The organism is Alkalicoccobacillus murimartini (assembly GCF_030813245.1).
In the GTDB taxonomy this organism is placed as follows: domain Bacteria; phylum Bacillota; class Bacilli; order Bacillales; family Bacillaceae_D; genus Alkalicoccobacillus; species Alkalicoccobacillus murimartini.
Genome location: NZ_JAUSUA010000001.1, coordinates 447,900 through 461,881, shown reverse-complemented (window position 1 = coordinate 461,881; position 13,982 = coordinate 447,900). Strand labels below are relative to the sequence as shown.

Genomic DNA, 13,982 nt, shown 5'->3' with positions numbered 1-13,982 from the left:
TAATTCCATGCCCTTTTCACTCTATTTCCCCCCTTGATATCTAATAAAAATGAAATCAGTTGAATGACTTCACTCCAAACCCTACCACAAAAAAGCTTGTTCCCTTTACTGGAACAAGCTTTTAATGATCTTTATGAACTTACGGTTGATTGCTGGTCTTTCACCATTAGACTAAGAAGATATCCAATACACCCACCAATGATAGCTGGAACAATCCATCCAAGTCCAACCTCGTAGAAAGGTAAGAAGCTTACAAATAGTTCATGGATAAATGCGATCGTTACCCCTGCTTCATTCAGACCATCAAATAAACTGACCACTAATGTAAGCAAAATAGACCCTTGATAAACATATCGACTGCCTTTAAACAATGGATGTAAAAAGGTAAGAAAGATTAATATAATTGCTACGGGATAAATTACGGTCATCACAGGAACTGAAATGGCGATTAACTGTGTAAGCCCTACATTAGCCACGACCATACTAAAGGCAGAAAGCAAGATGGCAAACGATTTATATGATAATTTCGGAAAGAGTTTATGGAAATAAGTTGAGCAAGACGTGATCAGTCCTACGCTCGTAGTTAAACAGGCAATCGTAATCATTAATCCTAAAAGCAATGCACCGTATTGACCAAAATAGATGGAAGAAACCTCAGCTAATACTGTGCCTCCATTATCTGCATATCCTATTCGCTCGACACTGGAAGCACCTAAAAAAGCAAAAGAGGTATACAAGACCATCAATATAACAGCAGCAATCGTAGCTGCCTTTAAACAAACACTCATTAATTGTTTCGTTGTCTTGGCACCTTTTTGCTTAATAGCCTGAATAATCATAATCCCAAAAACAAAAGAAGCTAATGTATCCATCGTTAGATAGCCTTCTTGAAATCCTTTAAAAAACGGTTGATCTATATATGGTCCAACAGGAGCTTGGAAATTCCCAAGCGGATTCACAATGGCCACAATCACTAAAATTCCTATAAACACTAATTTTATTGGTGTAAGAATTTTTCCTACAATATCAATAATTTTATCAGGATTCAGAGAAATCAAACACGTAACCGCAAAGAAAAGGATTGTGAATACAAACAAACCCAAGCTAGCCATACTATCAGGTAAATATGGCTTCACCCCAACCTCAAATGAAACCCCACCAGTCCTTGGAATCGCGAAAAAAGGACCTATCGATAAATATAAAATTAGTGTGAAAACAAGGGCAAACAATGGATGAATACGACTGGCCAATGCTTGGAGATCCTCTTTCCCCGAAAATCCAAAGGCTAAGACACCTAACAAAGGTAATCCAACGCCAGTAACCAAAAATCCTGCATTCGCTATCCAAACAGACTCACCCGCTGATTGACCTAACATCGCAGGAAAGATTAAATTCCCTGCACCAAAAAATAATGCAAATAACATCAAACCAATAACAACAGTAAATGAAGCTGGTACTTTACTAGACACGTGACAAAAACTCCCTAAATACGGTTTTCTATGACCCTAAATAAAACTAGTCCGTTGCCCAGTATAAGAGAATTTTTGAATGAAAGCCAGACTTAAATAGTACCAAAACTATGGGTTTATATCCCACTCTAAATTACCGCACATAAAAACACCTGAGCATCATGTAAGCTAAGCTATATGTAACCCATTATTAAGTATGCTTAACTGAAAGTTCTAGCACTTGCTTTAACTCACTGTCATATTTTGAATAGATTTCGAATGTTTCTGGTTTAAAGAATAAAGGCAATCTTCTCTTAAACCACCACTGCATCGGTAGCTCCATCGCTTCTTCTATTGAGACCCAACGCAGTTCACCCTCTGGTGGTAACTCCAATAATTCACCTTCATACGTTTTTGTCAGGTAATTAAACACCATATATCTCTCATTCTCTTTTGGATCCACATGCTCATCCAACCCTTTATACTCCAGGTTAGTGACCTGCAATCCTGTTTCTTCTCTTACCTCACGAATAGCTCCTTCTGTGAGACTCTCTGGGAAATCTACTTTTCCACCAGGTCCTATGTATCCTGGAAATCCACGATTATCCGGACGATTTAAAAGGAGAATTTCATTCTTTTCATTCTGAACGATACACATCGTATACAATTTAATAGCTGACAAACGATCACCCTCCTTTTCTCTATATGTAATCTCGAACGTTAATTATAATTTTTTAGTACATACCTGAAATAAGCGGCCCAAAAAACTTACCTATCTTCTCCACTTCACTCATAACACGTTTGATCCCTACGTCTGATAAATACCAATTATCTTTTGTAATGTCAAACCGATCAGTGACACTTGAGATATAAAATTTTGTCTCTTTTGGAAAAACTGCCTGATACGACAATAATGCCCGACGCGAATGTCCCGCTTTACAAATTAAGATAACCTTTTTAGGGCAGATCTTTTCTTTTCTTAATACTTGCCAAGAGAATTCTGCATTTTCTAGAGTGTGCTGCGCCTGGTCTTCCTTTAAAATAATGGACTTTGGAATTCCAAGTGATAACCCGATATCTCGTAAGTATTGCCACTCTGTCATTTTCACATGGGGCTTGGCACCACCTGATGGGAGAATAAATGGAGCTAACTCTTTTCGATATAGTTCAGAAGCCCTCTCCATTAACGGCGGGTGATCGGCACCTGGAATAAGTATGACATCGGCTTGTCCTATGTCTGTCTCAACAAAGATAAATCTTGTTATACAATCAATTGTATTAATCATTCTAATCCCCTTTTAAAGACTTCATCGAATTAAATAATCATTTTCGATGAAGAAAAATGAATGGAATATGCTTCCCCTAGCTCACTCTTTACTTTTTCAGTTAAGAGTAAGCCATAACTGTTATGCTCCACTTCGAGCTTTTTTCCTCCAGGAAGCCACTCTTCTGTGCTCCAATCTAACCACCTTCCATATTCAGTTACCCAATTAATTAATTCTTTTTTTAGAGAACGTGAGAGTGGAAAATCATCTATATCTAAATTACAGCCGCAATGGCTACACCAAAAAGGGTCCGCCGCTATATCAGCTTCAATTTTTATATTAAAAATATCTCTGTTACATATACATTCCACTAGACTCAGCTCCTGAAGGATAAATTAACACTCACAGTTTAAACCAAAGCTACTTTGACTTAAGGTTTTCTCTCCCAAGGTGTAACCGTACCAATGACCTTCGTCTGAGCATCAAATTCAATGGCTTCAATAACTCCAGCAGATATTTCAGCATGTGTCAGCCATCTTGATTGCTGACCTTCAATGCAAAAACCCAGTATAACGTCACGATATAAGCAATTTTCTGGTATGTTCATTTTATTTTGTATTCCTTTAGGGTCCTTACTGGCACTACCCTTTATATGAAATAAACGATACTGCTCATTTTGAAGCATGTTCAATTCTGCAAGGATTGTATGTAAAGCATTCGGCTCTGTGCCATGTATCCAAGCTACTACATAGTCAACCGGTCCATTGGCACTTATAGCTTCACGAATAGACGCCTTTAAGTGACCTATATCTTTATAATCTAGTTCACTAAAAATAAATCCATCATCCTGATTTGACCTTTGAAGCAACCATGGATCTTTATGGATCTGCCTGCCGTAAACAACAGTGGAATCTGCCTTTTCATCTAGCCATTTCGTTGCTTTAAGAAGCATACCGGTTCCACCAAGGATAAGAACATGATTCATTAAACAACCTCCATTTAAGGATAGATTTTTATAACTAAATGACAGAGGTAGCTATCTCTCTTCGTTCAATCAATCTAGATATATATGAATATTTTATCATAATTTAGGATAATGCATTATTTTTCAATCAATACTTATTGGTTAGTATTTCAATTCCTTCTATCCAGTAAAAAGGTTTGAGCTCTCCCCTTTACAGGTAAAGATAAATAAAACAGATTTTAGGAGGATGAGCATGAAGAAGTATATATTTATCGTTGGGACAGCTTTTGCTTTAACCGCTTGTAGTGGAGGCAGTATGGTAGGCCTTGGAGATAGTGAAGAAGAATTTATAAGTGAATATGGAGAAAATCAAATAGGTGAAGATGAGGATACATTTATGTTCACTTACGCGGATGAAACCGGATATGTAGCTGCAGGATTTGTAGTAGACACAGCTGCATTCCTTCAACTTAATTTCTCCGCAACTGATCATCCTGAACGAACATATGAGGAAGCAATGGATCTAATCAAGGAACATATCCCTGCGGATTCAGAAGAATTGGACCAACGTTCATCTGAGATTGGTGAAGAAATTGATTTCCGCAGTGAAAGCTTCGTTGATTCGCCACCTGAAGAAGTTGATGAAGAACTAGAAGCTCAGCTCTTCACAGTTCACCTTTTTAGTGATGAAGATGATGATAGTATCTATACATCATCGCTTATACTCGGTACTGAAACAGAAACTGCGGATTAAGACTAGACTCTAAATTGCTAATAACATGTATGAAATCCTTTCCTCTGACTAGTAAAATCGCTTAAACACGATAGGTTTTTGTATATACTTGTGTTACATTAAGGTTAAACGGATAAAAAAGGACAGTGAAAAGAATGTCAATGCAGGAGATTAAGCGATCGTTGGATATTCGACCTATAGGAGTCCAGCACGTGGACCAGTCTGCGGATTTATTAACATATGTATTTCAGGTAACTAATCAAGACTTAGCTCAAATAAGAGGACAAAGTCCGAATGATTGGAAGAAACCTGTACTTGAACAATGTGACGGTCTTGGGTGGTTTTCCGGTGAAAAATTGATTTCACAACTGGTTGTATACCCTTTTAGCGTCAATATTCATGGTAAGAATTTTAAAATGGGTGGAGTCACTGGTGTAGGTACCTATCCAGAGTACGCAGGCCTCGGTTTAATGAATGATCTAATGAAACAAAGTCTTCAAAAGATGAGAGAATCCGGTCAGACGATCTCCTACCTCTACCCTTACTCCATTCCTTATTATCGTAAAAAAGGCTGGGAAATTATTTCAGATGTTATCACGTATAAAGTACGAGATACACAGATTCCTAAATCCTATGAAGTAAAAGGAAGAATGGAACGAGTAAAGTGGGATCACTCAGATATCAAACAAACGTACTCGGATTTCTCAAAAAAAGAAAATGCTGCGATGATTCGAAATGAACTTGCGTGGGATGAACATTTCCGTTGGGAACGGGACGATCTTTCAGCGTGTGTTTATTATGACGAAGCACACCGTCCTACTGGCTATATGTACTACAAGGTTGAGAATGAAACGTTTTATGTTCGTGAGATGATCTTTAACAACGAAGATGCACGTAGAGGTCTTTGGAACTTTATTGGTGCCCATTTTTCAATGGTCTATTATGTTGAAGGTAAAATTTTTCAAAATGAACCGCTATCCTTTTTCTTAGATGATGGTGAAATTGAAGAAAAAATCTCACCTTATTATATGGCGAGATTAGTTGATGCAAAGCAATTTCTATTAGATTTTCCTTTTACTAAACAAGTTGATGAAGGCTTAACGATTCACCTCACTGACCCTATGCTAGAGTGGAATAATGGAACCTTCTCATTTGAATGGAATACAACTAAAGATATTTCTGAAGCTGATAAAACCCAGCATCATGTGATTGAACTAGATGTTCAAACGCTATGCACCATGTTACTTAATTACAAACGCGCATCCAATTTAAAAGAAGTTGGCCGACTCACTGCCTCAGAAGAAACCATTCAGTATTTGGAACGAATTATTCCTGATAATGAACCTTGGTTCTCGGATTATTTTTAAGATTTCACAACAATAAAAGCAATCAAATGAGAGGCACCCCCTTTCATCTGATTGCTTTTTATTCGCTCTAATATTCCTTTATTGTCAGAAGCTTTCCACCCGGAAAATTATTCAATAAATGACTTTGATTTTCTCCACGTAGGTATGAAAAATTTGATATTTTGGATACTCAAAATTCCAATACCATAAAACATTATAATAAATCCGTTTATACCAGTTTCAAAAGGCAATAGTCCATAGAGAAAATAAGAAAAAACAAATAATAAATCAAGCCATATAACATTTTTGGGACCTGATTTTCTAATAAAGTAATCCCTTGCCCCGATAAATGTTAAGACTGCTCCAATCAAGAATATCCCACCCCACCAAATGGTTAAATACCAATTAGGAAGTTGATAGGAAGAAGGATCAGAAAACGCACCAATATAACCCAAAAAGCTAGTTAACATAAGTATTCGACCAAAGGCAGCTGACATTTGCATGTTTATATCTTTTCTATCTTGTTTTATTTGATTTTCTGCGTCTTTTTTTTCATTCACATATTCCTCAGGTGAAACTAATTCTTTAATATCACTATCGAATAATTCAGCTAAATTTATTAGATTGTTCGTGGAGGGTTCTGATTGATTTGTTTCCCATTTTGATAGTGCTTTTCGACTAGTCCCCAGTTGTTCAGCTACATATTCTTGAGATAACTTTAGTGATTTTCTTTTATGGCTAATATTAGAACCTAATGACATTATACAACGCTCCTTATTCAATATGATTGTTGTCATTTTATTATTTTAATGGTTGTGAGATAAAGAAGAATCATACCAATAAAATCTTTTAAACTTCTCAACTGATGGTTTTCAGTACTGTGATAGTGATAAGTCACATTGGGATATATCATTTTAAACAATCACACATACTGATATAAAACTGAAAAACTTAGTTATATCAGGCTGCAGTCACCCATCGTCTGTATCTTTTTTTAACTCCATCTATTGAAGAGAATACGATTGATCCCTAACCACAACGGTCTCTGGTGAAAATTTGACAAATATCCAGTCTTTGTCACCCAAAACCGCATGAAATCTAGGATCCCACCTCTCTACTTCCCCCATATATTTGCTTAACAATCGTTTTACTAGATTCTCATACTGAGGCTCAAGATGAGCTTTTCCCCGTAAGCCTACATGATGGACAAGCCCTGTTTCAACCTTAAAATCTACGATGCCAATTGCGCACCTTGGCTCTGCCTCTATTCGTTTTGGAAAGGAATTTGTTTGGTAACTCCCCAGCATCCAAATGAACTCACCGTCCCAGTAAAACCATAAGGGCGATTCACGCGGCCCACCTTCATCCATTGTAGATAAGTGTGCAAAAAGTGGTCGAGTCAGAATGTCTTGCAGCAGAGATCTAGAAGATTTGTTCTCTTGGATCATTCTCATTCTATCTACCCCAATCTTTTAATTCGATTTAAGCCACTGCATCTTTTTCACTCTTCTTAAATAAAATGTTCATGATGAAGAAAGCAATGACAATAAAAAGTATATTCATCCATACTACACCATTCCATCCTATTGTTGACCATATCACTCCGCCAAGTGTACCAATCACACTTGATCCTGCGTAATAAAAGAATAGATATAGAGAGGTTGCTTGCGCTTTGTTTTGACTAACGATTGCGCCGACCCAACTGCTAGCCACTGAATGACCGCTAAAAATTCCATAAACAGATATAGCAGTTCCACCCAACTTCAAAAGTAGATTAGAACTAAGTGTTAAGGCTACCCCTACTAAAACAATACTTAGGCTTATAATTACCGTTCTTTTTTTCCCGTAAGAGTCTACCATTTTCCCAGCAATAATTGAACTTACCATACCTAGGATAAAAAATAGAAAGATTGAGCTAACAACAGATTGACTCAGTGAATACGGTTCTTCAAGCAACGTAAAGCTCATGTAATTAAACATGGCTACATTCGTTCCCAGTAAGATAAAACCTAAGATAAATAAACAAATTAACTTACCATTTAACAGATGACCTTTTAATGAACGACCCATTCTTCCCACATCAAGATTAGAAGGGCGGAAATTGGACGATCGAGGCAAAAAGAGCCCGAATATGATGCTTGCAATAAGGCTGATGATCCCGACTAAAAATATAGCAGTCTGCCAATCAGCTACCCCTGACACCATTCCTGAAAACATGCGTCCAAATGTAGAACCTAACGCATTTCCACAGATGTATAAACCCATTGCCGCGCCCAAACTTTTTGGGGATATTTCTTCACTAAGATAGGCCATAGCGATTGAAGGTAACCCTGCTAGAGCGATCCCTTGTATGGTTCTTAGAATAAGTAACCATTGAAACGTTGGACTAAATGGGATGACGAGACAAATAATTGAGGCTGCAATCATTGAGAATAACATTACTTTTTTTCGACCAAGCGCATCTGAAAGTGAGCCAAAAAAAAGCATGGCTATGGCAAGTGCAATAGTTGTCAAAGAAAGTGATAAACTTGCTACGGTTGGACTAATCTCATAATGGTGAGTGAAGGTAGGAAGTAATGGCTGAACACAATACAAAATGGTAAATGTGTTAAACCCTGCAACAAAAAATGCCAAGTTTGTTTTATGATAAAGCTTTGTCCCTTTTTTTATATACTGTGTGTCCTTCATAACATCATTCATTCGCACATTAAACATTCCTTCATCTGTTCTATTTGGCTTCCTATTCATCCTATCAGTCATGACAGATGCTGTATAATGTATTATAAATATAGAATCAATGCATAAAAGGTATGAATGAGTGGAGGGTTTTATTGTGGAGTGGCATCATTTCGAGTATTTTCAGACACTAGCCCGTACGGAACACATGACAAAATCGGCCGAATTATTATCTGTTTCTCAGCCAGCATTAAGTCGTTCCATTCAACGTTTAGAAGAAGAATTAGGTGTTCCTTTATTTGATCGTAAAGGCCGATCAATCGTTTTAAATAAGTACGGCAAGTTATTTTTAGAAAGAGTCAATCGGATTACATTTGAATTAAACGAGGCAAAAAAAGAGCTAGCCGAACTGCTAGACCCAAATAGTGGTGAAGTGACACTAGGATTTTTACATACATTAGGTCCCGACTTCATTCCTGTGCTCATTCGATCCTTCATGATTCGTTTTCCTAAAATTAAATTAAACCTTGTCCAAAATAATTCTCATACATTAACAAAGCTTATTGATGCTGGACAGATCGATGTTTGCCTACTATCTGAAGTACCATTACAACAAAAAAATCGCTGGGAACTCTTGAAAAGTGAGGAATTATTTATTACCCTTCCCACATCTCATCCCCTTGCAAATGAAGTAGAAGTAAAGCTTAAACAAGTTGAGCATGATTCATTTATCTTCTTAAAAGAAGGTTATTCACTGAGACATACGACAGATCAAATCTTTCATACGATTGGCATTTCCCCAACCGTGACATTTGAAGGGGAAGAAGTTCAGACCATTGCTGGCCTAATTGCCTCGGGTTTGGGCATTTCTTTATTACCTAAAATTGCAGAAGCTAAGGAAAATAAAATCGTACAAATCCCTGTACAATCAACCGAATGTCGCAGAAAAATTGGCGTATGTTGGAACGAAGATCATCATGTAACTGCCACATCACAAAAACTCATTTCTCACATATTAGAAACATACAAACACAACTAACCCGTAACAAGGCTATGCTTGTTACGGGTTAAAGTTCTTAACGAAAGTTCTACAATTCTTCACCATACGCCTTTGACCAGTGAAATGGTTGCACCTCTGACAATGTTTTATATTCGATCGGTTCAACAGGCAGGCTAACGGCTACTTTGACGTCTGGTCCCCAGTAAAAAAGTCGTTCTTGGCATACACCACACGGGGTCAAAACTTTTGGTTTTGCCTGCTCGGTATCTCGAACGACACATAAGGAATGAGTTACTTTTCTATTTAACTTATGAGCTTCAAGAATGGCACCTGTCTCCATACATAGCTCTGTAGAAGCATTAATCACTTCTGGTGCAATACTCGTTAGAATACTTCCATCTTCAAGTGCAACCGCAGCAGCCCCGCCCCAACCTGATGGATATCTTTTCTCTATAAGTTCCATGACAGCTTCAAATAGTTTTCTCTCAAGATTCATCGTATTCTCCCCTATTCCATTCAATAAAGCCACGCTTATTTTTCAGCATCCTTTGATTTAAGAAATGAAAACCTAACTTCATATGGGTGACTATGTTCTCTTTCTGTACTGGTTGATTTCACATACTTATAGATTAGCTGATTTATGTCCTCATGAAATTCCTCAAGCTCATCATCAGTTAACGAAATAAAGGCTGATCTGAAACTCGCTTCGTCTTCATTCCCCTTATTTTGGTCTAAATGAAATTCGATTGCCTTTGAGCGATAATATTTTTCGATAATTCCTTTATTTTCTTTGGTTTCTGCAATTTCTAGAATGTCACCTTTATATAACTGCTGGATATGATAATGGATGCTGCCAGCTGTTTTTCCTAATGAGTCTGCTACCTGTTTAGCCGTCATATTTTTTTCTGCAAGCAGAAGGATAATTTGTGAGCGTAAGGGGGTAGAGATTAATTTTTGTTGTTGCAAAGTAACGGACATCGATTTGCGATTTTCAAACTTCACACAGATCACACCTTTTTTCCTAGCACTGGGTTTGCTTCTATTATACCTTTAAGGACGATAAAACAAAAAGAAAGTCCTCACTCTAAACGAAACCAGCACATCAAAAAACGAGACGAAAGATCCATATCGTCTCGTTTTTCATTACCTTATTATAACTGTACTGCTTTTTTAGATGGGTTCTTCACACGCCATTCCTTTCGCCAAGATGCTTGTGCTAATGCAAGAACACCTACAGATAGAAGAGTTACCATAGCGAATACAATGAACCCGCTGGCATACGTCCCTGTCCAATCTCTTAGTAATCCAAGAATGTTTGGAAGGAAAAATCCACCGATCCCTCCAGCTGCCCCAACAATGCCTGTAACCATTCCGATCTCCTTTTGAAATCGTTGCGGAACAAGCTGGAAGACAGCTCCATTTCCCATTCCTAGGCAACCCATTCCAATAAATAAAGCGACTGTTACTAAGATCAGAGGTGGTAACATGCTGACAGTCAGCATACAGATGGTCATGCCAATAAATAAGAAATAAAGCAGTTTCGCCCCACCAATCTTATCTGAGATTAACCCACCAACAGGTCGAAGGAAGCTACCCGCAGCGACAACAATTGTAACGAACTCTCCAGCTCGTACTGGAGATAATGTATACTGACTAACAAAGAAATAACTTAGAAAGCTAGCTAGTCCAACGAATCCTCCGAAGGTTACACTGTAAAGTAGACAGAAAAACCATGTATCACGTTCTTTGAATACAGCAAAATATTCTTTGAGTGGTTTTGGTTTTGGCTGGTTTGGTGGTTCCTTAGCCATTAGTGTATATGAGAGCAATACAAGAGAAAGCGGAATTAAAGCGAGACCCATCACTCCATTCCAACCGACTACTTCAGCAAGACGCGGACCAAATAAAGTAGCTAATAATGTACCACTGTTCCCAGCGCCAGCGATACCCATAGCGAGTCCTTGTAATTCAGGAGGATACCAGCGGCTTGCCATAGGTAATGATGCCGAGAAGCTCGCCCCAGCCACACCTAGAAGAATTCCAATCAAGTAGAGCTCGGTTATGGATGTACCAAGCAACCACCCCCATAGTAATGGAATCATCGTTACAATCATTCCACCAATACTTGTTTTCTTTGGTCCAAATCGATCCGTTAACACACCCATGATAATCCTAAAAAATGAACCAGTAAGTATAGGGATGGCGACAATTAATCCAAGTTGAGAGGCCGATAAACCAAAGTCATTTGTAATATAAACCCCTAGTGCTCCAAGCAGCACCCAAATCATAAAGCTAATATCAAAATATAAGAAGGCAGAAAATAATGAAGGCGCATGGCCACTTTTACGTAGATCGGATAGTTTCATCTCTCTCACTCCTCGGTATAAAAATCAGCGTACGTTATCTAGTGCTTCTACTTGAACCGCACTTACTTTAAATCCCGGCATTCTACAGGTTGGATCAAGTTTGTCTTCTACAAGTCTGTTCACATTTTGTGATTCATCCCAATGAAAAGGTACAAAGACTGTATCGGTTCTTATTTGAGTAGACCACCTACTGCGAACGATGATAGAGCCACGTCTAGAGGTGATTTGGACAAGTGTTTGATCTGAAATACCAAGGTTTTTAGCTGTCTCGGGATGAATTTCCATAAACGATTCAAAATGTCGAGCCGATAAGGAGGAGCTTTTTCTTGTTTGAACACCCGTCAAGTAATGGGCCATGACTCTCCCAGTCGTAAGATAAAGCGGGTATTCATCACAAGGCTTCTCTTTTTGTATAGCAGGTTCATTTGGAACAACGGTCATCTCGGCACGCCCATCTGGATGAGCAAAAGACTGTTCAAATAAACGCCCAGTCCCTGGATGATCAAGCGTTGGACATGGCCAAAGTATTCCCTCTTTACCACGAAGCCTTTCATACGTGATACCATAATAATCTGCTGTTCCACCCTTACTTGCTTGTCTAAGCTCATTAAAGATATCTTCAGCACAGGAATACGAAAAATATTGCTCCTTGCCTAACGCATTCGCAACATCACAGATTATTTGCCAGTCATGTCTTGCTTCACCTAGAGCTGATTTACTCGCTTCACGTAAAGTCACTCTACCTTCTAAATTGGTCATCGTCCCTTCATCCTCTAGATATGAGGTTGTAGGTAGAATCACATCAGCTAGCTTGGCAGTCTCTGATACAAACAAATCAACAGCTACAAGGAACTTCAATTTACTTAATGCTTTTTTGACAAATCGAGCATTTGGATTAGAGACAATCGGATTAGAGCATAAGAGAAACAACCCTTTTATCTCGCCTTGATCCATCTTCTGAATCATCTCAAAAGCCGATACACCTTTTCTAGGTAATCGATCTGGCTCGACTCCCCAAACCTTTGCGACATGAGCACGATGTTCTTCGTTTTCAATTGAACGATAGCCCGGTAGCTGATCTGTCTTCTGTCCATGTTCTCTTGCGCCTTGACCGTTACTCTGACCAGTAATGGCACCATACCCACTGCCTGGCTTACCGATCTTCCCTGTTGCAATCAGAATATTTAGGAAATTACGCACAGCAATCGATCCATCCGTCTGCTGTTCTACCCCTCGTGCCGTTAGAATCATACCTGTTGCTTTTTTACCGAAAGAAATGGCTGCTCTGCGAATATCCTTAAGGGCCACGCCTGTTTTCTCTTCAATTTCTGAAAGAGATAACCCAGCAAGGTGCTCTCTAACCTCTTCAAATCCATTTGCTCTTTTTTGAATAAACACCTGATCAGTTAAATTCTCATCTACTATTATTTTAAGAATGCCATTTGCTAGAGCTGCATCCGTTCCAGGTTTTAGCTTCAAATGCAGGTCAGCTACTTTAGTTGTTGCGGTTTCGCGAGGGTCAATCGCAATAATAAAGGCCCCGTTTTCTTTCGCTTGCTCAAAATAAGGCATAATCGTAGGCTGACACTCTGCAATGTTTGTACCAGCGAGAATAATACATTCAGAATAAGAGATTTCATCAAGTTTATTAGTTAGCCCTCGATCCATTCCAAATGTTAGTGCACCGGCTGATGCAGCAGCAGACATACACAACCGCCCGTTGTAATCAATATATTTTGTCTCAAGTCCCACTCGTGCAAACTTACCCATTAAGTAAGCCTCTTCATTGGTAATTGATGCACTTCCATACACGGACATCGCATTCTTTCCGTCTTCTTTCTGAATACGTTGAATTTGTTCAGCAATATAAGATAGAGCCTTATCCCAGCTTACAGGAACAAATTCACCGTTCCGTTTCATTAACGGTTGAGTGAGGCGATCTTTATGAAAGGCATGCTGATGGGCATGTAATCCTTTAATACAAAGTCGTCCCTTTGAGGTTGGATTATCGAGTCCAACCGTTCGATAGGTTTTTCTTGTCACACTTGTTTGTTCTACTAATTGCATTCGGCATTGAACACTACAGAAAGGGCATTGGGTATCACTTACTTTTTCTTTTTGAGTCTGTTTCTGTTTCTCTCGAAAGTAGCTTAACAGCATATCTGCCACATTCATCCACTCCCA

15 protein-coding genes are annotated in these 13,982 nt (G+C 38.5%); 3 read left to right on the top strand and 12 right to left on the bottom strand.

The window, feature by feature from the left end:
* Nucleotides 1-131: 131 nt before the first annotated feature.
* The 5 genes from brnQ to J2S05_RS02505 all read right to left on the bottom strand — a co-directional run bounded on the left by brnQ (nt 132) and on the right by J2S05_RS02505 (nt 3,698).
* Complete coding sequence (gene brnQ, locus J2S05_RS02525) at nt 132-1,469, bottom strand: branched-chain amino acid transport system II carrier protein (RefSeq protein WP_306979587.1); 1,338 nt, start codon at nt 1,467-1,469, stop codon at nt 132-134.
* 190 nt (nt 1,470-1,659) lie between these two features.
* Nucleotides 1,660-2,106: an 8-oxo-dGTP diphosphatase gene (locus J2S05_RS02520; RefSeq protein ID WP_306981066.1), complete on the bottom strand. Its 447-nt coding sequence runs from the start codon at nt 2,104-2,106 to the stop codon at nt 1,660-1,662.
* 76 nt (nt 2,107-2,182) lie between these two features.
* Nucleotides 2,183-2,734: a YdcF family protein gene (locus J2S05_RS02515; RefSeq protein WP_306979585.1), complete on the bottom strand. Its 552-nt coding sequence runs from the start codon at nt 2,732-2,734 to the stop codon at nt 2,183-2,185.
* 29 nt (nt 2,735-2,763) lie between these two features.
* Nucleotides 2,764-3,084 carry a hypothetical protein gene (locus tag J2S05_RS02510; protein ID WP_306979583.1) on the bottom strand — a complete coding sequence of 107 codons (321 nt, stop codon included), beginning with the start codon at nt 3,082-3,084 and terminating at the stop codon, nt 2,764-2,766.
* Between the two features lie 59 nt (nt 3,085-3,143).
* Nucleotides 3,144-3,698, bottom strand: coding sequence for a Rossmann-fold NAD(P)-binding domain-containing protein (locus J2S05_RS02505; RefSeq protein ID WP_306979581.1), 555 nt, complete (start codon nt 3,696-3,698; stop codon nt 3,144-3,146).
* Between the two features lie 232 nt (nt 3,699-3,930).
* On the opposite strand from J2S05_RS02505, the gene J2S05_RS02500 reads away from it, so the two are divergent.
* Nucleotides 3,931-4,431, top strand: a complete 501-nt coding sequence (locus J2S05_RS02500) for a membrane lipoprotein lipid attachment site-containing protein (RefSeq protein ID WP_306979580.1) — start codon at nt 3,931-3,933, stop codon at nt 4,429-4,431.
* Nucleotides 4,432-4,565: 134 nt separating this feature from the next.
* Entirely contained in the window at nt 4,566-5,777 is a 1,212-nt protein-coding gene (locus J2S05_RS02495; RefSeq protein ID WP_306979578.1) for a GNAT family N-acetyltransferase, read from the top strand.
* A gap of 107 nt (nt 5,778-5,884) precedes the next feature.
* Here J2S05_RS02495 and J2S05_RS02490 read toward each other — a convergent pair whose 3' ends face one another.
* From J2S05_RS02490 to J2S05_RS02480, 3 genes are all read right to left on the bottom strand, one after another.
* The gene (locus J2S05_RS02490) at nt 5,885-6,517 is read right to left on the bottom strand and encodes a helix-turn-helix domain-containing protein (RefSeq protein WP_306979576.1); all 633 of its coding nucleotides are present in this window, start codon (nt 6,515-6,517) and stop codon (nt 5,885-5,887) included.
* A gap of 243 nt (nt 6,518-6,760) precedes the next feature.
* Nucleotides 6,761-7,210 (bottom strand): pyridoxamine 5'-phosphate oxidase family protein, encoded by a 450-nt coding sequence (locus J2S05_RS02485; RefSeq protein WP_306979574.1) that lies wholly within the window; start codon nt 7,208-7,210, stop codon nt 6,761-6,763.
* Between the two features lie 28 nt (nt 7,211-7,238).
* Nucleotides 7,239-8,444, bottom strand: a complete 1,206-nt coding sequence (locus tag J2S05_RS02480) for an MFS transporter (protein WP_442319997.1) — start codon at nt 8,442-8,444, stop codon at nt 7,239-7,241.
* A gap of 145 nt (nt 8,445-8,589) precedes the next feature.
* Here J2S05_RS02480 and J2S05_RS02475 point away from each other — a divergent pair, with 145 nt between their 5' ends.
* A complete protein-coding gene (locus J2S05_RS02475) occupies nt 8,590-9,471 on the top strand; it encodes a LysR family transcriptional regulator (protein WP_306979572.1) in 882 nt (293 codons plus the stop codon).
* A gap of 49 nt (nt 9,472-9,520) precedes the next feature.
* Here J2S05_RS02475 and J2S05_RS02470 read toward each other — a convergent pair whose 3' ends face one another.
* From J2S05_RS02470 to nasC, 4 genes are all read right to left on the bottom strand, one after another.
* Nucleotides 9,521-9,928, bottom strand: a complete 408-nt coding sequence (locus tag J2S05_RS02470) for a cytidine deaminase (RefSeq protein WP_306979570.1) — start codon at nt 9,926-9,928, stop codon at nt 9,521-9,523.
* A 35-nt stretch (nt 9,929-9,963) separates the two neighbouring features.
* Nucleotides 9,964-10,434, bottom strand: a complete 471-nt coding sequence (locus tag J2S05_RS02465) for a winged helix-turn-helix domain-containing protein (RefSeq protein WP_306979568.1) — start codon at nt 10,432-10,434, stop codon at nt 9,964-9,966.
* A gap of 149 nt (nt 10,435-10,583) precedes the next feature.
* Nucleotides 10,584-11,798: a nitrate/nitrite transporter gene (locus J2S05_RS02460; RefSeq protein ID WP_306979566.1), complete on the bottom strand. Its 1,215-nt coding sequence runs from the start codon at nt 11,796-11,798 to the stop codon at nt 10,584-10,586.
* A gap of 24 nt (nt 11,799-11,822) precedes the next feature.
* On the bottom strand, nt 11,823-13,967 hold the full coding sequence (gene nasC / locus J2S05_RS02455) for an assimilatory nitrate reductase catalytic subunit NasC (RefSeq protein WP_306979564.1): 2,145 nt from the start codon (nt 13,965-13,967) through the stop codon (nt 11,823-11,825).
* Between the last annotated feature and the right edge of the window lie 15 nt (nt 13,968-13,982).